At 73.7% G+C, this 24,712-nt stretch carries 21 protein-coding genes; 7 read left to right on the top strand and 14 right to left on the bottom strand.

Annotation, left to right across the window (positions count from 1 at the left end; translation table 11 throughout):
- The first annotated feature begins 1 nt into the window (after position 1).
- From BMZ30_RS11600 to BMZ30_RS11585, 4 genes are all read left to right on the top strand, one after another.
- Positions 2–1,027, top strand: coding sequence for an acyltransferase family protein (locus BMZ30_RS11600; RefSeq protein ID WP_143073197.1), 1,026 nt, complete (start codon positions 2–4; stop codon positions 1,025–1,027).
- Between the two features lie 136 nt (positions 1,028–1,163).
- Positions 1,164–2,759 (top strand): fibronectin type III domain-containing protein, encoded by a 1,596-nt coding sequence (locus tag BMZ30_RS11595; RefSeq protein WP_093378948.1) that lies wholly within the window; start codon positions 1,164–1,166, stop codon positions 2,757–2,759.
- 115 nt (positions 2,760–2,874) lie between these two features.
- Positions 2,875–4,329, top strand: a complete 1,455-nt coding sequence (locus BMZ30_RS11590) for a polysaccharide pyruvyl transferase family protein (RefSeq protein ID WP_093378945.1) — start codon at positions 2,875–2,877, stop codon at positions 4,327–4,329.
- A complete protein-coding gene (locus BMZ30_RS11585) occupies positions 4,326–6,569 on the top strand; it encodes a glycosyltransferase family 2 protein (RefSeq protein WP_177191363.1) in 2,244 nt (747 codons plus the stop codon). The genes BMZ30_RS11590 and BMZ30_RS11585 overlap by 4 nt, the downstream gene beginning before the upstream one ends.
- Before the next feature lie 11 nt (positions 6,570–6,580).
- Here the strand turns inward: BMZ30_RS11585 and BMZ30_RS11580 are convergent, their stop codons facing one another.
- The 5 genes from BMZ30_RS11580 to BMZ30_RS11560 form a co-directional block, all read right to left on the bottom strand.
- A complete protein-coding gene (locus BMZ30_RS11580; RefSeq protein ID WP_093378939.1) occupies positions 6,581–7,840 on the bottom strand; it encodes a CDP-glycerol glycerophosphotransferase family protein in 1,260 nt (419 codons plus the stop codon).
- Entirely contained in the window at positions 7,837–9,000 is a 1,164-nt protein-coding gene (gene glf / locus BMZ30_RS11575) for a UDP-galactopyranose mutase (protein WP_093378937.1), read from the bottom strand. The genes BMZ30_RS11580 and glf overlap by 4 nt, the downstream gene beginning before the upstream one ends.
- Positions 8,997–9,848, bottom strand: coding sequence for a glycosyltransferase (locus BMZ30_RS11570; RefSeq protein WP_093378934.1), 852 nt, complete (start codon positions 9,846–9,848; stop codon positions 8,997–8,999). The genes glf and BMZ30_RS11570 overlap by 4 nt, the downstream gene beginning before the upstream one ends.
- A complete protein-coding gene (locus BMZ30_RS11565) occupies positions 9,845–10,798 on the bottom strand; it encodes a glycosyltransferase (protein ID WP_219810223.1) in 954 nt (317 codons plus the stop codon). The genes BMZ30_RS11570 and BMZ30_RS11565 overlap by 4 nt, the downstream gene beginning before the upstream one ends.
- A 72-nt stretch (positions 10,799–10,870) precedes the next feature.
- Positions 10,871–12,196, bottom strand: a complete 1,326-nt coding sequence (locus BMZ30_RS11560; protein ID WP_177191362.1) for a CHAP domain-containing protein — start codon at positions 12,194–12,196, stop codon at positions 10,871–10,873.
- A gap of 159 nt (positions 12,197–12,355) precedes the next feature.
- Between BMZ30_RS11560 and BMZ30_RS11555 the strand changes: the two genes are divergently transcribed.
- Positions 12,356–13,591, top strand: a complete 1,236-nt coding sequence (locus BMZ30_RS11555; protein WP_093378929.1) for a hypothetical protein — start codon at positions 12,356–12,358, stop codon at positions 13,589–13,591.
- Positions 13,592–13,612: 21 nt separating this feature from the next.
- Here BMZ30_RS11555 and BMZ30_RS11550 read toward each other — a convergent pair whose 3' ends face one another.
- The 5 genes from BMZ30_RS11550 to BMZ30_RS11530 form a co-directional block, all read right to left on the bottom strand.
- Positions 13,613–14,542 carry a cation diffusion facilitator family transporter gene (locus BMZ30_RS11550; RefSeq protein ID WP_093378926.1) on the bottom strand — a complete coding sequence of 310 codons (930 nt, stop codon included), beginning with the start codon at positions 14,540–14,542 and terminating at the stop codon, positions 13,613–13,615.
- Between the two features lie 98 nt (positions 14,543–14,640).
- The gene (locus BMZ30_RS11545; protein WP_093378924.1) at positions 14,641–14,862 is read right to left on the bottom strand and encodes a Trm112 family protein; all 222 of its coding nucleotides are present in this window, start codon (positions 14,860–14,862) and stop codon (positions 14,641–14,643) included.
- On the bottom strand, positions 14,859–16,328 hold the full coding sequence (locus BMZ30_RS11540) for a phosphomannomutase/phosphoglucomutase (RefSeq protein WP_093378921.1): 1,470 nt from the start codon (positions 16,326–16,328) through the stop codon (positions 14,859–14,861). The genes BMZ30_RS11545 and BMZ30_RS11540 overlap by 4 nt, the downstream gene beginning before the upstream one ends.
- A gap of 53 nt (positions 16,329–16,381) precedes the next feature.
- The gene (locus BMZ30_RS11535; RefSeq protein ID WP_093378919.1) at positions 16,382–16,648 is read right to left on the bottom strand and encodes a hypothetical protein; all 267 of its coding nucleotides are present in this window, start codon (positions 16,646–16,648) and stop codon (positions 16,382–16,384) included.
- A 5-nt stretch (positions 16,649–16,653) separates the two neighbouring features.
- Positions 16,654–17,031: a DUF3499 domain-containing protein gene (locus BMZ30_RS11530; protein WP_093378916.1), complete on the bottom strand. Its 378-nt coding sequence runs from the start codon at positions 17,029–17,031 to the stop codon at positions 16,654–16,656.
- Between the two features lie 72 nt (positions 17,032–17,103).
- Here BMZ30_RS11530 and BMZ30_RS11525 point away from each other — a divergent pair, with 72 nt between their 5' ends.
- Positions 17,104–17,535 carry a metallopeptidase family protein gene (locus BMZ30_RS11525; RefSeq protein WP_308430775.1) on the top strand — a complete coding sequence of 144 codons (432 nt, stop codon included), beginning with the start codon at positions 17,104–17,106 and terminating at the stop codon, positions 17,533–17,535.
- 36 nt (positions 17,536–17,571) lie between these two features.
- Here BMZ30_RS11525 and BMZ30_RS11520 read toward each other — a convergent pair whose 3' ends face one another.
- From BMZ30_RS11520 to BMZ30_RS11510, 3 genes are read right to left on the bottom strand one after another with little or no spacing between them, the layout of a single operon-like run.
- Positions 17,572–19,209, bottom strand: a complete 1,638-nt coding sequence (locus BMZ30_RS11520; protein ID WP_143073195.1) for a DUF5719 family protein — start codon at positions 19,207–19,209, stop codon at positions 17,572–17,574.
- Positions 19,206–22,307 (bottom strand): glycosyltransferase, encoded by a 3,102-nt coding sequence (locus BMZ30_RS11515; RefSeq protein WP_093378911.1) that lies wholly within the window; start codon positions 22,305–22,307, stop codon positions 19,206–19,208. The genes BMZ30_RS11520 and BMZ30_RS11515 overlap by 4 nt, the downstream gene beginning before the upstream one ends.
- Positions 22,308–22,337: 30 nt before the next feature.
- Complete coding sequence (locus BMZ30_RS11510) at positions 22,338–22,661, bottom strand: WhiB family transcriptional regulator (RefSeq protein WP_093378909.1); 324 nt, start codon at positions 22,659–22,661, stop codon at positions 22,338–22,340.
- A gap of 200 nt (positions 22,662–22,861) precedes the next feature.
- Between BMZ30_RS11510 and BMZ30_RS11505 the strand changes: the two genes are divergently transcribed.
- A complete protein-coding gene (locus BMZ30_RS11505) occupies positions 22,862–23,662 on the top strand; it encodes a TIGR03089 family protein (RefSeq protein ID WP_093378906.1) in 801 nt (266 codons plus the stop codon).
- On the opposite strand, the gene BMZ30_RS11500 is transcribed toward BMZ30_RS11505, so the two are convergent.
- Positions 23,597–24,646 carry a sigma-70 family RNA polymerase sigma factor gene (locus BMZ30_RS11500; protein WP_093378904.1) on the bottom strand — a complete coding sequence of 350 codons (1,050 nt, stop codon included), beginning with the start codon at positions 24,644–24,646 and terminating at the stop codon, positions 23,597–23,599. The genes BMZ30_RS11505 and BMZ30_RS11500 overlap by 66 nt on opposite strands.
- Positions 24,647–24,712: the final 66 nt, after the last annotated feature.

Below are 24,712 nucleotides of genomic sequence, written 5' to 3'. Positions count from 1 at the left end.
CATGCCCAGGACTCGCGACCCGCATCTCGACAACGTGCGTGCGGTGCTGATCGCGCTCGTGGTCGTGGGGCACATCGCGCAGCAGGGCGACTCTCGCGCTGCCGACGTGCTGAGCACCTGGATCTACTCGTTCCACATGCCCGCCTTCGTCGTCGTGAGCGGCTACCTCTCGCGGCGCTACACGGGCACCGGGGACCAGGTCTGGTCGATCGTGCGCGGTCTGCTCGTGCCGTACGTCTTCTTCCAGGTGCTCCTCGCCGCCCTCCAGACGATCCTGTTCGACGCCCCATTCAACGCGCACCTGACGACCCCCGCCTTCTCGCTGTGGTTCCTCCTGGCGCTGGCCGCCTGGCGCCTGCTCACGCCGCTGCTCCGGTCCCTGCGCTACCCCTTGGCCGTCGCCGTCGCCATCTCGGTGCTGACCCCGTTCGACCCCGGGCTCGACCAACAGCTGAGCGCCGCCAGGATCCTCGGGTTCCTCCCCTTCTACGTCCTCGGGCTCCAGCTGCGCCCCGAGCACCTGACCGCACTGCGCCGACCGGGCGCGCGAGCCGCAGGAGCCGCCTGCCTCGCACTCGCGCTCGGTGCCGCGCTGGTGCTGGCCCCCCGCAGCAGCGTCGCCGTCTTCTACCTGAACGGCTCCTACGGCGCCGAGTCGCTGACGGACGTCGCTGGCGCCGTCGTCCGCGTCCTCGCCCTCGTGGCCGGGCTGCTCGGCACCGCGGCCGTCCTCGCGGTCGTCCCGGCGACGGCGCAGGCGTGGACACGAGTCGGGACGCGCACGCTCTACGTGTACGCATGGCAGGCGGTCCTGCTCTACCCGCTGACCAAGTCGGACCTCCTTGCCGAGCGTCCGTGGCAGACCGAGGTCGCGGTCGCCGTCCTCGGCGGCCTGCTGCTCACAGCGCTGCTCGGGTCCGGCCCCTGGACCGCGCTCACGCGGCGCCTCACGGAACCGAGCGTGGCGTGGCTGAGAACACACCCCGAGACCGGGACAGAGCCGGACAGAACCCCCCCGAGCGCCTAAACTGGTCGAGATCGCCCGCTCTTCACCGCGCAGCCCAGGCTGGCAGCTCGAGAGCCCGGCTGGCGCAACGGCTCAGGTTCTTGCGCACTTCGCCGATAAGAGGGCAGACATCTCCTCACGCAAAGGACCCGTCCCTGTGCGCACTGCACCACGCCCGACCGCTCCTGCCCAGCGCCGGACTGCCCTGACCATCGCTGCCGCGCTCACGCTGAGCCTCGTCGTCCCGGCCACCGCCGCCAGCGCGGCCCCGGCACCCGCTGCGGCGTCGACGACCCTCGCCGCCGCGCCCCTGCCCAGCGCACCGCTCGCCGCCAAGAAGATCAAGCCCGCGACGCCCACGGGCATCAAGGCCAAGGGGAAGACGTCCACCTCGATCCGGGTGTCGTGGAAGAAGGCGGCCCGCGCCACCGCGTACCGGGTCAGCGTGCACTCCTCCAAGTGGGGCCCCGCCATCGCGAAGTCGAAGCGCACGACGAGGACGGCCGTCGTCGTCAAGGGCGTCAAGGCTCGCTCCGCGGACTACTGGGTCCGCGTCACCGCCGACAACAAGAAGATCAAGTCCACGACCTCCAAGCCCGTGCGCGCGAACATCCGCCCGACGGCCGTCAAGACCGTCAAGGTGACGGGCACCTCCGCCAAGGGGCTGTCAGTCAAGTGGTCGCGCTCCAAGGGCGCGCAGAAGTACCAGGTCCAGGTCGCCCGGAACGCCAGCTTCACGTCCGGGGTCAAGACCTACAACGTGCCCGTCGACGCGGGCCAGCGGTTCACCGCGACGTCCCTGACGCCCGGTGCGACCTACTGGGTGCGCGTCCGCGGCAAGAACGCCACGACCACCGGGTCCTTCAGCGCGAAGTCGAAGGCTCCCCGCGCGTCGACGAAGCGCTCGGGCATCGTCGTCAAGGCGGCCACCGCCAACCTCTTCCTCGCCAACGTCAGCAGCGCCGGCGAGTCCTGGTCCGTCCGCCGCAAGCCCGCAGCCAGCCAGCTCTCCCGCGCGGGCGTCGACATCGTCGGCGTCCAGGAGGCGACCACGAGCACCTCACCCTTCGCCCACGGTTCGTCGACGCAGCCCCAGGACTTCGCCAACCTGCTGTCGACCGGCGGCAAGAAGTTCACTCTCGCGCGCAGCGGCCAGACGACCATGAACCTGCGTGGCGCCGTGCACATCATCTACAACTCCTCCCGCTTCACGTCCAAGACCTCCTGGGGCGGGCGCGCGACGCTATCGGGGCCCACCGACCCCAAGGACCGCTGGATGGTCTGGCAGACCCTGCAGGAGCGCAGCACCGGCCAGCGACTGTTCGTCGTGAACACCCACCTGTCCAACGGCGGGTCGAGCGCCCGCAACAAGGACCGGGCCGTCCAGGCGAGCCAGGTCGTCGCTGAGATCAAGCGCCGGAACACCGCCAACCTCCCCGTCGTCATCCTCGGAGACCTGAACTCCTACTACGGCCGCACCTCGGTCACGCCGATGTCGAAGCTCGAGGCCGCCGGCTACGTGAGCGCCGACCTCTTCGCCGCGCGTCAGGTCAACGACCACATTGCGAGCACCAACAAGTGGCGCACGGCGCCGCTCAAGAACGGCGTCAAGGTCGATCACATCTACACCTCCGCCGACGTCGCGGCCACCTACTTCAAGGTGCTCGTCGACACCAAGGGCGGCCGGATCCAGACGCCTATCCCGTCCGACCACAACTTCCTCATGGCGACGCTCGTCCTGCCTGCACGCTGAGGAACCACGACGGGCGGGCACCAGATCGGTGCCCGCCCGTCGTCGTCCCCGCCGACCCGCCCGAGCCGGACCGGGATAGGCTGGGCCGACCCCGTCGTCGCGACCGAGAGAGACCATGAGCCGTATCCTTCTGCGCTCCGGCAAGGACCCGTTCGAGGTCGTCCCCCCCGAGCTCGCCCTCGAGCTCTACCCGCGCGGCCTGTGGGGACGCAACGTCGGGAACCTCGTGTTCACCGACGCGATGCACAAGATCGTCAGCGTCCCCGGCGCCGAGGTCGTCTCGAACTCCTTCCTCAGCGAGCGTCCCGGCATCACGCGCGAGTACGTCGCGCGGGTCGACGAGGAGTTCGACCACTTCGTCATCCCCCTGGCGAACGCGTTCCGCACCTCCTTCATGGGCAACCTCCGCCGTCTGACGCAGGTGATCGAGGGCCTGTCGATCCCCGTCACCGTGGTCGGCGTCGGCGTCGCGGGGGGCGTGGGGAGCCTCGACCGCCCGCTGCCCCAGCTCACCGACCGCGAGACCGCGACCGTGCAGCGCTTCGTGCGCGCGGTCCTCGACCATTCCGCGACGATCGGGGTGCGCGGGGAGTTCACCCGCGAGTACCTGGCCACCCTGGGGTTCGGCGACGAGCACGTCGACGTCGTCGGGTGCCCGTCCCTGTACCGGGACGGGGCGGACCTGCAGATCACCAAGCGCGCGGCGGCGATCACCCCGGAGTCCCGGTTCACGATGAACCTCTCGCCCTACGTGAAGATGATGGGCCCGCTCTCCGTCCGCCACGCCGAGAAGTACCCGCACATGGTGTACATCCCGCAGGGCGACGACACCCTCGAGCTGATGATGTGGGGCAAGGAGCCGGAGAACGTCCGCCGGAGCGGGACGCTGCCCAACCACCTCGAGCACCCGCTGTACCAGAGCAACCGCATGCGCTACTTCGTCGACACGACGACATGGATGGACTACCTCGCGCAGCAGGACTTCTCGTTCGGCACGCGTATCCACGGCAACATCGCCGCGCTGAGCGCCCGCACCCCCGCGGTCGTGCTCGCGCACGACGCGCGCACGCTCGAGCTCGCCCTCTACCACGACATCCCTCACCGCATGGTGCCGGAGCTCGACGCCAGCGTCGACGCGGCAGACCTGTACGAGTGGGCGGACTTCGACGGCTTCAACCGCGCGCAGCGGGCCAACGTCGACCGGTTCTCGGCATTCCTGGTCAAGAACGGGATCGAGCACATCCACGAGCCCGGAAAGGCGAACCCGGAGTACGACGAACGCCTCGCCGCGACGCCGTTCCCCCGACCCGTCGAGACGCTCATGACGAACGACCCGGTGGCGCGCCTCGAGGCGATCGAGCGCGTCGCGCTGCTCCGCGACGTCGCGGGGCCCGACGCGTGGCGCGCGCGCTTCACACCGCACCATGCGGTGCCGCACCACGTCGCTCCGGGGGCGCCCACGCTCGCGCCGACCATCGCCAGCCGCGCGGTGCGGCGGGTGCGCTCGGCGGTCGAGCCCACGCTCCGGACCGCCGCCGCGCGCGTCCTGCGCGCGACGGGACGACGTTGACGGTCGCCTCGCGGCTCGCCCGCCTGGTCCGCTCCGTCCGCTCGCCGCGGCCCGCCGCCCCGAGCCCCGGTGCGGCGACCGTCAGCGTCATCGTGCCGTTCCTCGACGTCGCGGCCTACCTCGACGAGGCGCTCGACTCCCTGCTCGCGCAGACGTACCGCGATCTCGAGGTCTGGCTGGTGGACGACGGGTCGACGGACGAGTCCCTGGCGATCGCGCGGCGGCGCGCGGCGCGCGACGCCCGGGTCCACGTGCTGACCCAGGAGCACGCCGGCCAGGGCGCCGCCCGCAACCTCGCGCTGGAACGCGCGAGCGGCGGCTACGTCACGTTCCTCGACGCCGACGACGTGCTCCCCCGCCACGCGTACGCGACCATGGTCGCCACGCTCGAGGAGACCGGCTCCGACTTCTGCCTGGGCGCGGTCGAGCGCTTCGACGCGGAGCGGTCCTGGGTCCCCGCCTGGGCCCGCGAGGTCCACGCACGTCCCGTCCGCGGCACGACGATCGACGCCTTCCCGGCCGCGATCAAGGACATCATCGCGTGCAACCGGATGTACCGCCGCAGCTCCTGGGACGAGCGCGTCGGCCGCTTCCCGGAGGGCATGGCCTACGAGGACCACGTCCCGATGCTCCGCTCGTTCCTCGGCGGCGCTCGCTTCGACGTGCTGACGACGACGACGTACCGGTGGCGCCAGCGTCCGGACGGGACCTCCACGGGCCAGCAGAAGTGGCGTCAGCGCAACCTCCTCGACCGGATCCGCGCAAAGGCCGAGGCCTGGCGGATCCTGGCCGCCGAGGCGTCGGAGCAGACGCAGCAGGCATGGCTCGGGCGCGTGCTCGACGTCGACCTCCCCCCCTTCGCCGAGCTCGCCCCGGGGGCCGACGACGCCTACCGCGAGGCGCTGCGCGGTGCCTACGCGACCTACCTGTCGCTCATCGGCCCCACGGGCCTGCGCCACGTGCGCGCCGCCAAGAAGGCGAGCGCGCACCTGGTCGTGGCGGGTCGCTGGAACGAGCTCGCCGCTCTGCAGCAGGCCGCACGGGTCCCGGGCACCCTCCTCGGACGGGTCGAGGACGGTCGGGCGCTCCTGCCGGGCGAGCTGCTCGACCCGATCCTCGGCGCCCCGGGCCTCGTCCCCCCCGACCTGCGCGAGCTCAGCGCGCACGAGTCCCGGCTGGCCGCCCGCGCCCAGCGCGTCTCGTGGGGACCAGACGGGTCCCTCGCCATCGCCGGCGTGGTGCGCTTCCACGGGATCGACGTCGCCGCGGCCGACGCCACCATGCTCGTCCAGCTCCCCGGCGTTTCCGCCGTGCACGCCGAGCTCGAGGCGGCTCCGGCGACCACCGGCGTCCGCCCGCCCCTGGCGTTCCGCGTCCGGGTCCCGGACGCCACCACGCTCCGCTCCGGCGCGATCACGGTCGTCGCCCGCGCCCGGGGACTCGTGCGCGAAGGACCCCTGCTCGCGTCCCCAGGAGGTTCCGCGGGCCACCGGACCGCGCGCACCCTCGGTGCCGAGGCCACGGTGGCGCTCGTGCCCACGCCCGACGGCATCGTCGTCGAGGCCGCACCAGCGCCGGTGGCGGTCGGCCAGGTCAGCCTCGACGCGTCACGGCTCGAGGTGGAGGTCGCCGCGGGGTCGCCGAGCAGGCTCGCCCTCGCGCGCGGCACCGAGCGCCTCGCGCCCGCGGTCGGGGCCCGCTCCGCACGGTTCGACCTGCCGTCCCCCGCGCGGCCCGGCGAGCCCTGGCAGCTCGTGATCGACCCTGACGGTCCGTGCCTCCCGGTCGTCGTGGGACCGGACGCCCTGGCGGCGCTCCCGGGCCCGCGGGTGTGGACGACACCGGACGGCGTGCTGCAGGTGGACCTCGCCCGCACGGGCGCCGAGCTCGTTACCGGCGAGGCGCTCGACGGCGCTCTCCGGCTGATCCTGCGGACCGGGCCCGGCGAGCCAGACGGCCCCTGGCACGTGGCCGCCAGCAAGGGCGGCGACCTGGGGGCGGGGCTCACCGCGACGGCCGCCGACGACGGGCAGGTCGCGCTCACCGTTCCCGCTGAGCTGTGGAATCCGGGTTCGGTCGTCCGACGGCGGGTCGTGACTCCGTCCGGGGCCGAGGTAACCGTGCCCGCAGACGTGCTCGAGTCCCTGCCCCGCACGATCGACGAGCGCGACCGGTCGCTCGTGCTGCGGGCCCAGGACGGGCTGCTCCGGCTAGAGCTGCGCGAAGCGGCCGGCTCCTAGGGATCGCGCCCTCAGGGCAGGCGGTCACCGCGGTCGAGCGCCGCGATCGCGGCGTCGCGCTCGCGAGCCGCGTCCTCGCAGGCGCGCACGAACCGCGCGGTGGCTGCCCCGGGCGTCACGTCCGTGAGGTAGTACTCGATCAGCTCCGCGCGCTGCGCTCGGCCGTCCTCGTCCGTGAGCGCTGCCCGCGCCACGGCGTCGATGTCGGCAGCATCCTGGGCCGGGATCGACGGCAGCACAAGCGTCAGGGGCGTGCGGGCCACCCGCGCCTGGTCCCCGTGCGGCTGCGTCAGCACGATCGGACGCCCCGTCGGCAGCCAGTTGAGGACGACCCCCGAGACGTCGCTGAGCAGGAGCGAGGCCTCCGCGAAGGCCTCCGCGAGGGTCCCCGTGTCGACCCGGTGGCCACCACCGGGGTCCGCCTCCACCAGCGCGCGGATCCGCTCGTCGGCGCGGGCGTAGTCCGGCGAGGTCACCCCCGTCAGCGGGTGCGGGCGGTACAGCACCCGCCAGTGTCCGCTCTTGACGAGCGCACGGACCATGGTCTCGCCGTGGCTCAGCACCGAGCTGTAGGCGACCGAGGGCTGCGCCCCCTCCCAGGTCGGGGCGTACAGGATCGTCGGACGGTCGGCGGCTCCCGGGGCCGGCAGGCCGAGCACACCGCTGACGTCCAGCTGCGGCTGCCCGATCGTCACGCACCGCGCGGCGGCGTCGTACGAGTGGACGTTCCGTGCGATCCGGTCGACGGCCGCGCGGCCCGCGACGAAGCAGTAGTCGTACGCCTTGACCTGGTTGGACGCCGACACGCCCTTGTCGCTGTCGCCGTGCCCCAGGTACACGTGCACCATCGACGTGAAGCGCAGGCACTCGAAGTTCCGTGCGCTGTGGCTCACGTACAGGGCGAGCTTGACGTCGCTGCGCCCCAGGAGGTCGTCCAGGCGCCCGTACCGCGCGATGGTGAGGACCTCGAGCGTCGAGGCCGCGCGCAGCCGCGCGGCGGTCCGCGAGTCCTGGCACACGACGACCACCGGGAGCCGGGCGTCGAGCGCCTCGAACGCCGCCAGCCAGGGCTCGATCTGGTACAGGCTCTCCTGCGTGTCCGGGAAGTACACCAGCACCGAGTGCCGGAGGGTCGTCCCCGCGAGCCGGTCGTCGTCCCCCAGCTTGTCCGGGACGGTCACGGGGAAGAACCGCGAGCGCCGCAGCCGGTTGATCCCCCACCGCTGCAGCTGGCGGACGCGCGCCGAGCCGAGGATCGTGCGTCCGCTCATCGCCCGGCCGCCAGCAGGTCGGGAAGCTGGTTGTCCACGGCAGCGAGCGCCGAGCCGATCGCCATGTGCATGTCCAGGTACTGATAGGTGCCGAGGCGACCACCGAAGTGCACCCCGGGCTCGTGGGCCGCGCGGTCGCGATAGGCCAGGAGCCGGGCCCGGTCGGTCGCGGTACCGATCGGGTAGTAGGGCTCGTCACCGGGCTCGGCGAACCGGGAGAACTCGCGCATGATCACCGTGCGGTCGCGCGGGTAGTCCCGCTCGGGGTGGAAGTGGCGGAACTCGTGGATCCGCGTGTAGGGGACGTCGTCGTCGGCGTAGTTCATCACGCTGGTGCCCTGGAAGTCCCCGACGCCGAGCACCTCCTCCTCGAAGTCGAGCGTGCGCCACGACAACGGGCCCTCGGCGTAGTCGAAGTAGCGGTCCACCGGGCCGGTGTACACGACGGGCAGCTGTCCCACGACGCGGTCGCGCCCCAGGTCGTGGTCGGCGAAGAAGTCCGTGTCGAGCCGCACGTCGATGCGCGGGTGGTCGGCCATGCGCGTCAGCCACGCCGTGTACCCATCGACGGGCAGGCCCTCGTGGGTGTCGGCGAAGTACCGGTTGTCGTACGTGTAGCGCACCGGCAGGCGCGCGATCACCGACGCCGGCAGCTCGCGCGGGTCGGTCTGCCACTGCTTGGCGGTATAACCGCGGATGAACGCCTCGTAGAGCGGCCGTCCGATCAGGGACACGCCCTTCTCGTCGAGGTTGGTGGGCTCCCGCCCCTCGAGCTCGGACGCCTGCTCGGCGATGAGCGCACGCGCCGCCGCGGGCCCGTGAGCCGAGCGGAAGAACTGGTTGATCGTGCCGAGGTTGATGGGCATCGGGAACACCTCGCCCCGGTACGTCGTGTACACGTGGTGCACATAGCCCGTGAACGCGGTGAACCGGTTCGCGTACTCCCAGACCCGCTCGTTCGAGGTGTGGAACAGGTGGGCCCCGTAGCGGTGCACCTCGATGCCCGTGCTCGGCTCGAGCTCCGAGTAGGCGTTGCCGCCGATGTGCGGGCGCCGGTCGATGACCTGCACCCGGAGGCCGAGCTCGTTCGCTGCCCGCTCGGCCACGGTCAGACCGTAGAAGCCGGCGCCGACGACGAGGAGGTCCACGTCGCCGCTCACGCCGGGCTCCCGACAGCGCGGCGCCGCAGGCGCGCGAGCAGCAGAGCCCGGTACCCCCAGCGGCGCACGGCGACGGGCAGCAACCGATACCCACCACGGACGACGAGGTTGCGCGCGAGCTGCGTGCGGGTGGTGAAGCCGTCGGCCCGCAGCCGACGCTGCAGGGCGACCTCCGAGCGCAGCAGCGTCAGCCCACCGCGACGGCTGTAGGACCCCGCACCGGTCCGATACTTCACGAGCGGTTCGGCCACGTTGGCGACGGCGGCACCGCTGGCGATCATCCGCGCGAACAAGAGATAGTCCTCCATCAGGTGCAGCGGCTCGTACCCCCCGGCGCGCTCGACGGCGCTGCGCCGGTAGACGACCGTGGGGTGGTTGAACGGGTCGGCGAACCTGGCGTACCGCGCTATCGCGTCGCTCGTCGTCGGCAGCACGCGGGTCTCCCCGGTGACGTCCTCGTCGTCCCCGAACTCCACGAGGGCCGAGCCGACGAGGTCGAGGCCCCCCGCGACCAGGGGGACCTGGACGGCGAAGCGGCGCGGCAGCGAGATGTCGTCGGCGTCGGCCCGGGCCACGATCTCGTGCCGGCACTGACCGAGACCGACGTCGAGGGCACGGGCCAGGCCACCGTTGTGCTCGATCCGCACGACCCGCACGTCGCAGACGTCGCTGGCCGCCAGCTCCTCGAGGGCGCGGCTGAGCGCGGCCGGGACGGGGCCGTCCTGGACGATCACGACCTCGGACGGCCGGAGCTCCTGCTCGACGGTCGCCGAGGCGAACGCACGGCGCAGGAACGGCGCGCTGTCCCCCGCATACACCGGCAGCAGGACGGAGAACCCGGTCGTCACGTGCGCGACCCCAGCTCGAGCCCGCGCACGGCCTCGCTCACCGGCAGGTCGTCGAGGACGAGGCGCGTCGGGCGGGGAGCGGAGACGACGCCGTCGCGCAGGCCGCGGGCGCCGGCGCGCAGCAGCACGCCGCGCGCGCTTGAGCGCGCGAACGTCCGCGCCCACCGACGTACCGAGGCGCCCGCGTACAGCACGCGCTCGAGTGACGTCAGCGCCGACGACCGGGTCAGCATCCACAGCTTGTTGCGCACCTCGTAGTAGAAGCGCTCGCCCGGGTCGGCGTCCGTGGCGCCGAAGACCTTGGTGCGGTGCTCGACGACGCTCGCGGTCACGTGCAGACCGACACCGTGCTTGAGCAGGCGGCACGAGTACTCGAAGTCGTCGTTCCAGATGAAGTAGTCGGCGACGGGCAACCCGTGGGCGCGCACCGCGTCGACGCGCACCAGCATCGACACGAACGACGACGACCGCACGGGGACGGCGCCCACGGTGGCCGCCGCCGCGCGCTCGGCCGCGGTCGCTCCCGGGCGTCGGCGGGGAGTGTTCATCGGGTGGTCGCGGCCGTCGACCCACACGACCCTGCTGCCCGCGACGTCCACCGTGCCGGGGTAGCGGTCACAGGCCTCGACCAGCGCGGAGAGCGCGGACGGCGTCGGGATCGTGTCGTCGTCCATCAACCAGACCAGGTCGGCGTCCATGACCTCGGCCGCGTGGGCCATCCCCGCGGCGAACCCGCCCGCTCCCCCGGTGTTGCGCTCGAGCCGCACGAGCTCGGGCTCGGACCGGTGGGCGCGGGCGACGTCGGAGGAGTCGTCCGTCGAGGCGTTGTCGACGACGCAGATGCCGTCCAGCGGCAGGTCCTGGTCTGCGAGCGCGTCCAACGCGTCCTGGAGGAGGTCACGGCGGTTGTACGCGACGAGGACGGCGACGATGCGAGGGGAGCTGGCCACCCGTGCAGGATAGCCGTCCCGCGGCGGCGCCCAGGTCCGGCGCGGCCCGCGGTGCGGCGCCGGACGCCCGCGTCAGTACTCCGGGTATGCGTACAGGAGCGCCCGCGAGCGAGGCCACTCGCGTTCCAGCACGCCGCGCGTGCTGGCCGGGAGGTTGCCCGTGGTGTTGCCGTCGATCACGGTGATCGTGCTGCGCCCGACCGCCGTCACCAGGCCGACGTGGGTGATGCGCCCGGCCGGCGCGTAGGTGTTGAAGAACACCAGCGCCCCGACCTTGGGCCGGCTCCCCGTCCGCATCTGCGCCCGCACGGTCGAGACGAACGAGCTGAACCGCGGCTCCTTGGGGATGAGCGCCCCGTTGCCCGAGGCAGCCGACGCCCAGGACTGCAGGAAGCTGCACCACGCGTTCCGGTTGCCCATCCACGTGTTGAACTTCGTGCGCTGCGCACTGGCGTCGGCGTACCGGTAGCGATAGCCGACCTGCGACCGTGCCGCTGCGATCACCTCGCCTCGGCGGCCCGTGACGGTCGTCGCCGTGGCCCGGCTCCGGTCCGCGCTCTCGTACAGCGTCCCGCGGGAGAACCGCTGCACGCAGCCCTTCTCGAGCAGCCCGCACTTCGCGTCGTGCAGCGGCACCCCGTACCGGCCCGCCGGGCCCCCGGCGGCCTCGTAGGCCCGTCGGATGTCCCCGCTCACGAGCCACGTGCGCGTGGCGCTCGAGGTCCGCACCTTGACCAGCAGGCCGCGCTCGTACGAGCGCGACGTCACGGAACGCAGACCCGCGCGATCCGCGCGCCGCACCTGGGCCCGGCTGAGAGAGGTGGCGCGGCCGGTCGCGCGGCCGACCTTGGACCCGAGCAGCGCCGCGCGCGCGGCCAGGGTGCGCGTGCCCGTCGAGAACCGGACCGTGCGGGACGCGCTCGTGGCCGCGGCAGACCCCGACGCCGCCGTGACCCGCGCCCGGTACTCGTAGACGGCGGTGGGCCGCACGGTCACCACGTACTTGCCGGAGCCGTTCGCGCGGTCGGAGGTGTACCGCTTCCAGGTCGGCGTCCCGACCTTGCGCCGATCCACGTGGACGGTGCGACCGGCGACCGCGCCCGGCGCGGACAGGCGGCCCGCGATCCAGATGCGCTCCCCCTTGCGGACATCGGCCCTGCTCACGGAGATCGAGAGCCGCGGCCGGGCGGACGCGGTCGGGCTCGCGCCGCCAAGGTCCCCGCGCGCGCTGACGGCACCCCCGCGTGGCGCACCTCCCGCGTGCACGCCCGTCGCGCTCGCGTGCTGTGCGGCGCCCAGGCCACCGACCGGGGCAGGCAGCGCAGCGGGGAGCACGAGCGCCAGGGCGCTCGTGGCGGTGACGAGCACCTGGACGATCGGGACGAACCGGAGAACCATGGTTGCGAGCATGCGCGCCGACGCACGGATGGGCAACCCCGGACCGGCGCGCAGCCCCCTGACCTGCGCTCGTGCAATATCCGATATGTCGAACTAGGCTCGCGGGACCACGACGGCATAGGTCCCAGCACCCAGGCCGATGAGGACGAGGGGAACTGCATGACCCGGATCCACCGCGCCGGGGCGCTCACGCGCACCGGCATCGTCTCAGTACTGAGCCTGGCGCTCCTGGGGCTGACGGCCCCGGCGTCGGGAGCCCCACCCACCGCGGCGTCACCCGGGAACGCGGTCGTCCTGCCTGCGGCAACCCCGACGGCGTCGTCGCTGCGCGCCTGGCCCAGCACCGACGTCGTCCGCCCGAACGAGACCGTGCACTTCCGCGGCCGCGTCTACCTCGGTGAGGCACGCACCCCCGCCGGTCGCGGCGTCGAGGTCGTCCTCATGAAGAAGACCATCCACGACCCGTCCTGGTCCGTGGTCGAGCGGGTCACCACGAACGCCAACGGCATGTTCACCGCACGAGACCGCCCGACCCGGTCGATCACGTACCGCCTGAAGGTCTCGTCCAAGAACGCCGTCGCCGCGTCGTACTCCGAGCGGATCACGGTGCGCCGCCGCGTCGCCGACCGCCACCTGAACGAGCGCACGCGCATGCTCTGGCAGGCGGGCCAGCTCGGCGCCGCCCGGACCGGCGTCCGCTCCGTCCGCGGCGTCGATGCCGTCTACCGCGACCACGCGCGCGGCATGCTGGTGCGCGTCGACAAGCGCGCGGGCACCCGCACATGGCTGGTCGAGGGCAAGATCCTCAAGAAGTACCGCAAGCTCGGCGGCCCGACCGGGCGCCTCGGTGTTCCCGTGCACGACCAGCGCTGCGGTCTCCTCGAGGACGGCTGCGTGCAGCGGTTCCGCGGCGGCACCCTCTACTACAGCCCGTCGGCGGGGTACTCGGTCGCCTATGGCACGGGCGAGTACACCGAGGCGCTCGCGGCCGGCCTCTCCCAGCGCAACTACCGAGAGCCGAGCGTGCGCGGCAGCAAGTTCAACGCGTGGGCGGGTGCGTCCACCGCGTGGTGCGCGATCTTCCAGAGCTGGATGGCCTCGGCCTCGGGCCATGAGGGCGCAGTCCCCTTCCGCACGCGCTTCTCCGACTTCGTCCCGGCGCTGCGCGCGGAGGCTCGTCGCGTCTCCAAGCCCCGGCCCGGAGACCTGGCCCTGTTCAGCTTCACCAGCAGCCGGCAGCCCTCCCACGTCGGGATGGTCATCAAGGCGGGGAAGAAGACGCTCCGGGTCCTCGACGGGAACACCACGTCCGGTACCGGCAGCCTCACCCGTGGAGTCTTCGTGCGTGAGCGCTCCAAGCACTACGTCCTGGAGTACTACCGCATCGACTGGTGAGGCGCGGGCGCGCGCTCCCCGCTAGCGCGCCGGCACCCCGGGCGACTGCCGCAGGTCCGGCTCGAGGTAGATGGTCGTCCGGACCGGCACGGCCGCCCGGATGCGCTCCTCGGCGCCGTTGACGGCGGCCGCGACGTCCGCGGCCGAGGTCGCGGCGTCGAGCTCGATCTTCGCCGCGACGAGGATCTCGTCCGGCCCCAGGTGCATGGTGCGCAGGTGGATGAGGGAGGCGACCCCGTCGCCGACGATCGCCTGCTGGACAGCCGCGACGTGCTCCGGGAGCGCGGCCTCACCGATGAGCAGCGACTGGATCTCGATGGCCAGGATGATCGCGATCACGACGAGCAGCACGCCGATCGCGGCAGTGCCTGCCGCGTCCCAGAGGCCGTTGCCCGTGAGCAGCGTCAGGGACACGCCGACGAGCGCGAGGATCAGACCGACGAGCGCGCCGAGGTCCTCGAGCAGCACGACCGGGAGCTCGGGCGACTTCTCCGTGCGCACGAACTCCTTCCAGCTGCGCGAGCCGCGCACGTGGTTGGACTCGACGATCGCAGTGCGGAAGGAGAACGTCTCCATCCCGATCGCGGCGACCAGCACGACGATCGGCACCCAGTGCCACGACTCGATCCCGTGCGGGTCCTGCCATTTGTGGTACGCCTCGTACAGGGCGAACAGGCCGCCGAGCGTGAACAGCACGATCGACACGATGAACGCGTAGATGTAGCGGGAGCGGCCGTAGCCGAACGGGTGCTCGGGCGTCGCCTCGCGCCGTGCACGCCGGCCGCCGACGAGCAGCAGCGCCTGGTTGCCCGAGTCGGCGAGCGAGTGCACCGACTCCGCGAGCATCGACGACGAGTGCGTCAGGAGGTAGGCGACGAACTTCGTCACCGCGATGCCGAGATTCGCGACGAGTGCCGCGACGATCGCCTTGGTGCCACCGCTGCTGGCCATGAGACTCCTGCCGTCGTGTCCGCCCCGGCGTCCGCCGCCGGGCAGCGCCCAGTGTAGGACGCGACCCGGCCGCAGGCGCGCTCAGCTCAGCGCCGCGCTCAGCTCAGCGCGCGGGCGTCTGCCTCCAGCAGCACCGGGATGCCGTCCCGGACCGGATACGCGAGCGGTCGCTCGGGGTCCGTGGACCAGAGCTCGGGGGTGCCGTCCGGGCCCGTGCCGTCGACCAGCGTCGCGCCGGTCACCGGGCAGCGCAGGATGTCGCGCACCCACGGCTCGACAGAGAGCTGGCTGGGGTGGCTGGGGTGGTCGTGCAGGCTCATGCGTCCTCGTCCTCCGCTCGCACCAGCGCGAGCACGTCGTCGCGCACCTTGACCATGATGTCCTCGTCCGCGGCCTCGACGTTCAGGCGCAGCAGCGGCTCGGTGTTCGAGGCCCGCAGGTTGAACCACCACTGCGGGGTCTCGTCCCAGTGCGACACGGTGAGCCCGTCGAGCTCGTCCACGACGACGGGTCCCGCGCCCTGCTGCGTCACGTAGGCCTCGACGACCCGAGCGCGCGCCGCCGGCACGTCGGCGGTGCGCGAGTTGATCTCCCCGGAGGCGAAGTACGGCTCGTACATCTCCGCCAGCGCTGACAGCGGGTGCGGCTGCTCCCCGAGGGCTGCCAGCACGTGCATCGCGGCGAGCATGCCGGTGTCCGCGAAGAAGAAGTCGCGGAAGTAGTAGTGCGCGCTGTGCTCGCCGCCGAACACGGCGTCCTGCTCGGCCATCTGCGCCTTGATGAACGAGTGCCCCACGCGGGTGCGCACCGTGCGCGCGCCGGCTGCCCCCAGCAGGTCCGGCACGACGCGGGAGGTGATGAGGTTGTGGATCACGACGGGCGTCCGGCTGTCGTCGAGGGCGCGCTCACGAGCGACCTCGCGCAGCCCGACGAGCGCCGTGATGGCCGACGGGCTCACGGGCTCCCCGCGCTCGTCGATGACGAAGCAGCGGTCCGCGTCGCCGTCGAACGCCAGGCCCAGGTCCGCACCGTGCTCGACGACGGCGGCCTGCAGGTCCCGGAGGTTCTCCGGCTCGAGCGGGTTGGCCTCGTGGTTGGGGAACGTCCCGTCGAGCTCGAAGTACAGGGGGACGACGTCGAGCGGCAGGGCATCGAGACCGGCGGCGGAGCCGAGCACGGCGGGCACGGTGTAGCCGCCCATTCCGTTGCCGGCGTCGACGACGACCTTGAGCGGGCGGATGCCGCGCAGGTCGACCAACGAGCGCAGGAACGAGGCGTAGTCGCTGAGGGTCGACCGCTCGGTCAGGCTCCCCGGCGCGGTCGCCGTGACGGGCTGCTGCGCTCCGCCGAGGTAGGCCCCGGCGAGGTCCCGGACCTCGGCGAGACCCGAGTCCTGCCCGACGGGGCGGGCGCCCTTGCGGCACAGCTTGATGCCGTTGTACTCGGCCGGGTTGTGGCTCGCCGTGAACATGGCGCCGGGCACGTCGTGGGCGCCGGACGCGTGGTAGAGACCGTCGGTCGAGCACAGGCCGATCGACACGACGTCGACGCCGGCCGCGGTCAGGCCGGCGGCGAACGCGGCGACCAGCTCGGGGCCCGTGTCGCGCATGTCGTGCCCGACGACGGCGGTCGGGCGCGAGCCCGGAGCGGCCTCGGGCAGCACCACGACGGTCGCGAAAGCGGCGCCGATGGCGCGGGCGATGGTCGCGTCGAACGTGTCGGGGACGACTCCCCGGACGTCGTACGCCTTGATGATGCCGGACAGGTCAACGATGTCGGTGCTCACGGCGCCAGCCTAGTGGCTCGCGAGCCACGCCCGGGTGCTTCCCGCGCGAGCGATCACTGCTTGCCGGCGCGCCGCAGGACGCCCGCGGCGTCGAGGTGCTCGCCGTCCTCGGCCACCCACGTGCGGTGCTCGCAGCCCTGGCAGGACACGAACATCACCGGGGTGCCGTCGCCCAGCGTCATGGAGACCCGCGTGAGCTCGCGCGAGGCGCAGGCCACGCACGCCCGGGCATGGTCGGGGACGGGCGCGGGCTGGCTCAACGAGCCCAGCGGCTCGTCGGGCTTCTTCGGCGCGCGACGACGACGCTGCGGCTCGGCCACGGTCCTCAGCCCTCCCCGCGCAGCACGCGCAGGTGACCCTTGCGCGCCACCTCGCCCACCTGCACCGGCGCGGGCTCCGCCCGGTGCCGACCGCGGACCCCCGGCTGGGCGGGCCGGCCGGCCTCGCGGACGGCGTCGGCGAGCGCGAGCAGGTCGTCCTCGCTGGGCCCGGTGGGCAGGAACTCGGTCGAGAGCCGCACGACCTCCCAGCCGCGCGGCGCGGTGAGGCGGTCGGCGTGCTCGCTGCACAGGTCGTAGCTGTGCGGCTCTGCGGCGGTCGCCAGGGGGCCGAGCACGGCCGTCGAGTCCGAGTACACGTACGTCAGCGTGGCCACGGACGGGCGGACGCATGCGGTTCGGGAACACTGACGGACGGCTCTCACAGTCCCTGATGCTACGTGGCCCGCGCAAGCCCCGACGCTGCACACGCCGCCGCCGTGGTGTTCAATGGCCCCGTGACCGACCAGCCGGGATCCGGCGTACGCCGGCGTGACCGCCGCGGCCGCGGGCTGCGCGGTCCGCTCATCCCCGCGCACCTGCCCGCGGCCATGACCCGGGCCGAGAGGTTCGACGACCTCGTCGTGTCGACCGTGGAGCGCCTGGAGCGTCGGTGGGCCCGCCAGCTCAAGGGCACCGAGTTCGCGGTGGAGGACGTGCCGCCGTCGGACCCCGCGCCGTGGGAGGAGCGCGGCGTGCCCATGGGGCGTTACTTCCCCGCGGAGAGCGGCATGCCCGCACGGATCGTCGTGTACCGCCGCCCGGTCGAGGGCCGGGCGCACGACGCCGAGGACCTGCAGGACCTCCTGCGCACCGTGCTCGTCGAGCAGGTCGCGCACATGATGGGCCGCGACCCCGACGAGGTCGATCCCGGTTACCACGGCGGCTGAGCGGTGGCTGAGCGGCGGCCGAGCGGCGGCCTGCCCTCAGCGGTCGACGCCCAGACCCAGGTCAGGACGCGCAGCGACGGTCACCGAGACGGTGACGTCCGCGGACTCGGTCCCGGGCAGCGCGGAGACGAGGCCAGGCCCGGTCGACAGGTTCCCCGTCCACGTCAGCAGGACCCCCGCGGGTGGCTGCGAGTCGAGCCGTACGGCGGTCGTCCCGGCGGGTCCGGGCGCGACCACGACCGTGCCAGCGGACGCGGTGACCGCGCGGGTCTCGAGCGTGGCACCGCCCGCACCCAGGAACGTCAGGGTCACCTGCGTCGGGGGGAGGCCGTCCGGCTCGGCCGCGTCTTCCGGCTCGGCCGCGTCTTCCGGCTCGGCCGAGCCGTCCGGCGTCGGCTGCGGACCTCCGCCCACGCCAACGACCGTCGCGGGCAGCGCCGCCACGTCGTCGGGCACCGCGGTGAGCGCGATGCTCACCCCTGCCTTCGCCGGGACCGCGAGCCGGCCGGAGCCGGCAGGTGCCGCGGCCGCGACGTGGGCGACGTCGACCGCACCCGACGCCGGGTCGGTCCGCGGATAGGTGCCCGCGGCGAGGAACGGGACCGCCGACTCGAGGACCGCGGTGTACGTGCCCGCGGGCAGCCCGGCGAGCGAGAGGTCCGTCACCTCCCCCGGCACGACGTCGACCGTCTCGGCGCCGGGCAGCGCGACCCTGCCCTGAGGGCCGAGCAGGAACACGTCGACCGTGGCGGGGTCACCGTCCGTGGCGGGGTCACCGTCCGTGGCGGGGTCACCGTCCGTGGCGGGGTCTCCGTCCGTGGGGACGTGCACGCGGACGGAAGCGCCGCCGGCGCCGGGCTCGGAGCCGTCGACGACGAGACCGGTCACGACCTGCCGCGTCGCGGGCGCGGACGCCGCCGGGATCAGCTCGACGCCGGTCGGCCGGAGCCCGTCGAGACTGTTCACCTGCAGGTACGACGCCACCATGGCACCCGTGCTGGTGACTCGGACGGTCAGCCGCCGCTGCTCGGCGGCCAGTCCTTCGAGCAGAGTCGAGGTCTGCCCGCCGGCCGGCACGGAGAACGTCGCGGGGCCGGCAAGCTCCAGCCGGCCGGTGGGTCCCCAGACCTCGATCTCGACGGTGGCGGGCGTCCCGTGCGGGTTCTGGAGCACCAGTCGGGTGCTGGTCCCGAGCTCCGTGCCGCCGCCGACGAGCCACTGCTCCGTCGTCGGCGTCTGGCACGGCGCCGCGGCCAGACCCCGGAGGTCGCCGTCGGTGGTCACCGACCACGCGGTGCCGGCGCTGGCCACGACGCCATCCGCAGGCGTCGACCACAGTGCCGTCGGTCCGGGGACGGCGGCGGCGAGGTCTCCGGGCGGGGTCGTGACGGGCTCACCGTCCAGGGTCCGCAGCGCGGCCGCCCCGGGTGCCGCGTCGGCGACGACGCCCGACGTCGTGCCCACCGGGGAGGAGCCGAACTCGGGGTCGCCCGCGACGTCCGGGTCGGCGAGCTGCACGGGTGCGGCGCAGACGGCCGCGACCTCCTCGGGCGCCGTGGTCACGGTCAGCGGCGGCGCGTCGGTGGGCTCGGCGCGGTCGAGCGTCGATCCCGCCCACACCGTCCCCCCGGCGAGACCGACCAGGACGGCCCCTGCGAGCACGCGTGCGATCACCGCCACCCACCTCCACGTCGTCGTACCGGGATCACGAGCAGGGCGTAGACCGCCGTCGTCGCCAGGACCAGGACGTGCCACCAGGTCGGCGCCGGCGCGAACCACACCCGGAGGTCGCCCGTCGCGGCGGGCACCACGAACGCTTGCGCTCCCGCCACCTCCGTCGGCGCGAGACGTTCACCGTCGAGCGTCGCGCGCCAGCGCGGGTCGGGGGCGTCGGCGAGCACGAGCGTGCCGCCGGGCGCGACGTCGAGGCTCCCGAGCGGGACGGCGACGGCGTGGTCCGCGGCGGGGACGGGGGTGCGGGCCTCACCGGCCACGAGGGTCGCCCAGGACGGCGCGCCGGCGACACGCCACAGGACGCCGAAGTCGCCGTCGGTCACGCGCTCGAGCACCCCGGTCGTGTCGAGCCGCGCCACGAGCTCCCGTCGGGTCGCGTCGTCCGGTCCCGTGACCACGACCGCCCCGGTCCCGAGCCCGTCGAGGACGGCAGGGTCCTGGTCCACGCCGGCCGCGAGCGCTGCCACGAGCGGACCGAGCGCAGGGTCGGGAACGCTCGGACCGGGAGTGAGCGCCAGCCGGTCGACGAGCTCGGGGCCGGCCTCGTGCCAGCGCTGGTATCGGAGCACCTCCCCCGGCTCGAGCACGAGTACCCGCGCCTCACGGGGGGATTCCTGGAGCTGGCGCCCGACGGCGGGCAGGGCGTCGTGCGCGAGGACGTGCAGCCCGTCGCCCGACCCTGCCGCGAGCGACTCGCGCGGGCCCACGGTCGCCAGCGACACCACGATCGCCGCGGTCCCGAGCCCGCCGAGGGCCACGAGCCCCACCTGGCGCCACCCGAACGCGTGCGCGGCCGCACGCGTCGCGCTGCCGTCGAGGGCCGCGACGGCGGCCGCACCCGCGGCGAGCAGCACGAACGACACGCTGGCGCCCGGCGCCGCGCCGGCGACGAGCGTCGCAGCCACCGCGGACGCGACACCGAAGGTCACCAGCACCCAGGCCGCCCGGGCGAGCCGCCCGAGGGCGCCGCCGCGCAGCAGCCCGGTGACGCCGACCAGGACGACGACCACCCCGAGCCCGAGCACGCCGACCTGCTCGAGGAGGTCGGTGTGCTGGGGTCCGGGCCAGCCGAGCGCGAGCTGCCACGGGGGCGCCGGCGTCGTCGCCGGACGCGTCGGGTCCCGCAGCAGCGTCTCCCAGCCGGCCCATCCGGCGTCGGCCACGTGCAGGACCGCAGGGACGAGCGCGACGGCGGTCGGGACCAGGGTCGCGAGCAGCCGCCAGCGCGCTCCGCGCACCAGCACCGCGACCAGGACGACGAGCACGACCACGGCGGGGAGCAGGACCGGCGCGCCTGCCACCACGACGGCGAGCATGAGCCCGGCCAGGCCCGCGGCGGCGAGCGACCCGCCGGGGCGGAGCGCGTGCGCGGGCGCGCGCACCGAGCGGACCAGGCCCCACACGGCCCACGGCAGGGCGACGTGCACCAGCACCCCGCCCAGGTGACCGGCCGCGACGGCGGCCGCCAGGACGGGCGCCGTCGCCCAGGCGAGCGCGCCCATGGCGCGCAGCGCGAGCGACCGGGTCACCATCGCCGTCGCGTTCCACGCGCCCAGGCCCGCGAGCACGGGCGCGGCGACCAGCAGGACGTGCAGCGCGGTCTGGAGGGATCCGGCGGCCAAGGCGGCGAGCGGGACGAGGACCAGGAGCAGGGGATGCCCGAAGGTCGCATGACCGTCCGCGGTCGGACCCGCTCCGTCGAGCACGAGGCGGGCGAGGTCGCTCGCGCCTGCGCCGCTCGGGGCCAGCGCCCCCGAGACGAGCCGACCGCCGTCTGCGAGGGCACCGAGCACCGCACCGAACCACCACACCGAGAGCGCGACCAGCGCGATCACGACACCGCCCGTGGCTGCCCACCGTCGGCGCCGAGCCGCCGCGCGCTCGGCACGTTCGAGCGGGTCGGTCGCGACCGCGTGTCGTCGGACCTCGGCGCGCGCCAGGCGCAGGTCCCGCTGCTCCGCCCAGACGTCGCGCCAGCCGGCCTCGAGCGGTCGCAGGCTCGAGCGGGGCTGCTGCGCGGTGCGCCGGGAGAGCCGGCGCGCCCGCCACATGGCTCGAGGACGCAGCAGGACGCGGACCGCAGCGCCAACCTCGCCGCGCGCGCCGCGAGGTCGCTTGAGCAGGAGGTGCCACCCCGCGCGGAGCGGGGCGAGCACGAGCATCGCCACCGTGTGCAGGGGCACGAGCAGCGGGTGTGTCCCGGCGAGGCGCAGGTGCAAGGTCGCTGCCCGGCGTGCGCCGTAGGTCCCCTCCGCAGGGTCCACCCGCGGGGCGTCCATCGCCTCGACGTCGACCTCGTCGTCGCGGAGGCCGCGCAGGCCCGCCTGCGCGTGGCGCACCGCCGCGCCCGGGACGACGATTACGCGGTAGCCCGCGCGCCGGGCGCGCCGGCTGAGCTCGAGGCTGTCGCCGAACGGGCCCACCGCGGGATCCGTGCCCCCCAGAGCCGTCCATGCGGCGGTGCGGACGAGAGCCCCCGCGAGGCCGACGGCGAGGACGTCCTCGCGGGCGTCGTGCTGCCCCTGGTCGACCTCACCGAGCTCGATGCCGGTCATGCGGCGTCCGGCGGGAGTGGTGCGGACGCCCACCTCGAGCAAGCGCGCCGGCTCCCACCAGTCGCGCTGCTTCGCGCCCGCGAGCGCGACCGAGGGCTTGTGCTCGACCGCCCGGACGAGCGCCCGCAGGGCGGCGGGCTCCGGGGCGGAGTCGTCGTGCAGCAGCCACAACCAGGTGGAGTCGAGGTCGAGCTCGGCGCGCGCGTGCTCGATCGCGCCGCCGAAGCTGGTCGAACGCGGCGCCGGCACGAGGTCGACCCGCACGCCGTCGGAGCGCAGCCGCCCGAGCGCAGGCAGGTCATCGGCACGCACCGCGGTCTGGGCGGAGACGTCGACGACGACGACGCGCGCGGGAGCCGTGTCCTGCGCGGTCAGGGCGTCGACCGTGTGCGGGAGGAACGGCGTCATGCCTCGCGTCACGACGATCACCGTGACGTCCGGTGCGGCGCTGCGCGGGGACAGGGTCGGGGTGGGCTCAGTCATGGAGCTCGCACGGCCAGGGCCGGCGACGCGTCAGACGACCTGGCGCTTCAGCTTGCGACGCTCGCGCTCCGACAGGCCGCCCCAGATGCCGAACCGCTCGTCGTTGGCGAGCGCGTACTCGAGGCACTCGGAGCGGACGTCGCAGCTCGTGCAGACCTTCTTCGCCTCGCGCGTCGAGCCGCCCTTCTCGGGGAAGAACGCCTCGGGGTCGGTCTGGGCGCACAGCGCGCGCTCCTGCCAGCTCATCGCGGTCTCGGCGTCCTCGCCGAACAGCGGCAGCACGGCCGCGACACCATCCACGGGTCGGCTCACGTCCGAGGGGAAGGCCCCGTCGTCATCGAGCAGGTTCCACATGCTGTGCCCCTCTGTTGCGACTGCGTCGGCGTGGTGCTTCTGCGTCGTGTCGTGTAGTTCCGTGGCGAAGGTCGGTGTGCGCCGCAGCGATGATCACGAGCATCACGAATTCCGTTAGGGGAATTACACGCGTGTCATCCGCGATAGTCAAGCCGGATGTGTTAGGAAATCTCGCTGTGCGCCTCTCGTAGGCTCGTCCCATGGCCTCCTCACCGATCGTCGCCGCCCTCGCTCCCCTGTCCCTCGATCCCGGTCGACCTCGTCTGACCTGGTACGGGCCCGACGGCGAGCGCATCGAGCTGTCGGGGGCCGTGCTCCTCAACTGGATAACCAAGTGCACCAACATGCTCGTCGAGGAGCTCGACGTCGAGCCCGGCACCCGGGTGCTCCTCGACCTGCCCGTGCACTGGCGCGCGGCCGTGTGGGCGCTCGGCGCGTGGTGCGCAGGGGCAGAGGTCAGCGTCGGTAGCGACCCCGACGACACGGTCGCGGTACCCGCGCCCGAGGTCGTCCTCACGCACCGTCCGGCGGCGTGGGCCGGGCGCGTCCCGCTCGTGGCCGCCGTCGCGCTGCCCGGGCTCGCCCGCCGGTGGGACGGCGCGGAGCCGCTGCCCGCGGGGGTGGTGGACGCCGCCGCCGCCGTGATGTCGTTCGGCGACCAGATCGGGTACCTGCCGCCCGTGAGTGACGACGAGCAGGCGCTCCGGGCTGTCGGCAGCGGCGCGGACGGCGACGACGCAGCGGAGAGCCGCGTCACCTACGGCGAGCTGCTCGCGTGGGCCGCCGCCACCGGGCACGTCGCCGGCGCCCGGACGCTCGTGACGACGGGCGCGTCCGCCGACCAGGCGACACCCGCGCCGCTCGCGACGGCGCTGCAGGAGTGCCTGGGCGCCTGGGCTGCGGACGCGTCGGTCGTGCTGAGCGGCGCCGACCACTCAGCCCGGCTGCGCGAGGACCCCGCGCTCCGCGCCCGCCTCGTGACGCAGGAGCAGATCGGCTGACCCTGCGGGCGGAAGGACGGCCGGCAGCCCGAACGCGTCGAACAGCGCGGTGTCGAAGTAGCAGGCCACGTGTGCGACCCGCCCGTCGCGCACCGTCAGCTGCTGCAGCTGGAACGCGCGGTGCACCCCGTCGTCGCCGCGCATGTACAGCGCCAGGACCGGCTGGCCGTTCGCGGCAGTCCGCACCATCCGTATGTCGCCGGGGCCCGACGCCGGGCACTGCGTCTCGATGAGCCGCGCGATCTCGGCCGAGCCCGAGTACCAGCCCGTGAACGGCGGCATCTCCCACACCGCGTCGGCGGTCAGGAGCTCGGCGATCCGCGCGACGTCGTAGCTCTCGAAGGCGCGCGCGAACTCGGCGACCAGCCCGCCACCCGCCACCGGGTCGCTGCCGCGCTCGGCCCGGCCGGCCCGCACCGACGCCAGGTGCGCCCGCGCGCGCTGCAGGCTCGAGTTCGCCGCCGCGACCGAGAGGTCGAGCGCCGCCGCGACCTCGACCGCGGACCACGCGAGCACGTCCCGCAGGATCAGCACCGCGCGCTGCTGCGCGGTGAGGTGCTGCAGCGCCGCGACGAACGCGAGCCGCACGCTCTCACGGCTGACGACCTCCTCGTCGGGCGCCGGCTCGTGTCTGCCCCACACCAGCTCGTCCGGCAGCGGCTCGAGCCACGGCAGCTCGGGCCGGGACTCGAGCTGGCCGGTCGGGTCCGAGGGCGGCTGACCCAGGCCCGTCGGGAGCGGGCGGCGCGGGCTGCTCGCGAGCGCCGTCAGGCACACGTTGGTCGCGATCCGGTAGAGCCACGTCCGCAGCGACGCGCGGCCCTCGAACCCGTCCTGGGCCCGCCAGGCGCGCAGGAACGTCTCCTGGACCATGTCCTCGGCGTCCTGGACGGAGCCGAGCATGCGGTAGCAGTGCGCGAGCAGCTCGCGCCGGTGCGGCTCCACGAGGGCCGCGAACCCCTCGTTGCTCTCGAGATCGCCCATACGCCCCGACGCTACGCCTCACCCCGGCGAGAGTGAAGACCCGACGATCCGGACGAACCGCCCGAC

The organism is Flavimobilis marinus (assembly GCF_900113055.1).
Lineage (GTDB): Bacteria > Actinomycetota > Actinomycetes > Actinomycetales > Cellulomonadaceae > Flavimobilis > Flavimobilis marinus.
The sequence above is the reverse complement of the archived record's forward strand: the minus strand, read 5'-3'. Positions and strand labels throughout refer to the sequence as shown.